Origin of the sequence: Acidaminobacter sp. JC074 (assembly GCF_022496765.1) — a bacterium.
In the GTDB taxonomy this organism is placed as follows: domain Bacteria; phylum Bacillota; class Clostridia; order Peptostreptococcales; family Acidaminobacteraceae; genus JABXKX01.
Map to the genome: position 1 here is coordinate 1 of NZ_VANV01000062.1, position 1,782 is coordinate 1,782.

The following is a 1,782-nucleotide window of genomic DNA, read 5'->3' on the forward strand; positions in this document are numbered from 1 at the left end:
CCTCTTTATGTCAAGTAAGTAATTCCAATACTTTGACATATCCTTTCTTTGATACAATTCCTATAGATTTAAGTCTTTGTACAGTAAATATACCTTTAAATCCATTTTTCCTCACAACAAATAACAGTAGTGTCATTTGATAGACTGTAACCAACTCACTCGAATATAGCAGAACAACCTCTTACTACCAGGATCTTGTCCCTAACTTCTTTCGCCCAACTTATACTATATGTGAGTCCCAAGTGCTCCAATGCAGGGTCATGTGCCCCAAGGAATTATCCGGGATCGTCACCTTTGTCATTTGTATTTTTATATTTTACAACACTCTCGATCTACCATTTATTGAGTATTGTTATTTCTATTTATTAATCTTATCTAATTCTTGTATTCCTAACTATGCTGTTGCTAAAAATTCTTTAGGTCGATGAATATCATCAAGCATCTTTTGCTCATCATATGATTCACCTTTTGTTACACATGCAAAGATTATTCGTAGCAGCTTCCTGGCTAAAGCCATCATAGATTGCTTTCCTTTAAGCTGATTTTGAGTTCTGGTTGTATAGTATTTATGGAGTTCTTTAAAGCCTTGATTATGCCTTATCAAACTGAACACCGCTAAATACAAAGCCTTTCTTAGACCGCTTCGACCACGTTTACTAATCGTTGTTTGCCCCTTCTTTTTTCCAGAGCTATTCTCTATTAATGAAAGTCCTGCCATTTTTATCAGCTGATCGGGATGTGAGTAACTCCTTATATCACCTAATTCTGATATGATATCACATGCAGTTTTAATTGTAAGACCCTTTATCTCTCCTATGAGCTTTGTTTCTTCCATGTCAATACATAGATCTTTCATTTCTTCTGAAACCATCTCTAACTCTTGTTTAGCAATCTCATATTTATTTAATAAATTTCTTAACTCAAAAGCTGCTGATTTATGTCCTTCTAAACTACCAATGCTTGTTTTACAAACACTTATAAGTCTTATGATCTTATTTCTACCTGAACCTTTTCGTATTTTCTTTGGTAGCTCTTCATATAATTCTTCAGGTGAGTATTTAGCAATCACACAAGGGTATACATAGGTTCTCAAAATATGCATAAAGCTTTGAGATTCCCAATTCTTAAATACCTTATGGTACTCAGGAAAGAACCGTACCAACCAATTGTGAACTTGATTCTTACTAGCTACCAGGTCTTTTATAATTAGTTCCTTTACCTTCTTGTAGTTCCTCAGATCTTCATAGATCCCTTCTAAGATATTCGGAGATGAGAACCTAGCATCTTTAACCAGTTGCGCTATTACTTTTGCATCTTTATGATCTGTTTTTGTTTGGCTATTATCATCAAGCTCCTTTGATTTTCTTACATGAAAAGGATTAACAGTTACTACCTTTAACTGTGCTGTTTTTAGTGTTCGTGCTAAATTAAACCAATAAGGTCCAGTAGGTTCCATACCAACAATTAGAGTTAATTTATCAAATCTTGTCTTTAAATTATTTGTCCATCTAAAAAAACTATCTATTCCCATATGATCGTTATCAAAAGTAATAGCCTCACCTAGCTCTATGCCTCTAAAGTCCTGAGCTCTTGCTACATGAAAATCCTTAGATACATCAATTCCTACAATTAAAGTTTCATCAGTAATTTGTTTTAATTTCTCATTCTTGTTATAATTCATTTGAAGCCTCCTTCTTAATAAGCTCTGGTTAGTTTAGTCACTACCATTATAACCTATTAAGTTGTGAGGTTTCTTTATTTAACTATATCGCAAGAAGCTCC

Annotated in this window: 1 protein-coding gene; it reads right to left on the reverse strand. The window is 33.7% G+C overall.

What is annotated here, in order from left to right; genetic code table 11:
• Positions 1-394: 394 nt before the first annotated feature.
• Positions 395-1,681, reverse strand: coding sequence for an IS110 family transposase (locus EZV73_RS28195; RefSeq protein WP_240843924.1), 1,287 nt, complete (start codon positions 1,679-1,681; stop codon positions 395-397).
• Positions 1,682-1,782: the final 101 nt, after the last annotated feature.

What these genes read in the sequence shown, in the direction of transcription:
- EZV73_RS28195 (WP_240843924.1), bottom strand. Translation starts at nt 1,681, where the DNA reads ATGAATTATAACAAGAATGAGAAATTAAAACAAATTACTGATGAAACT.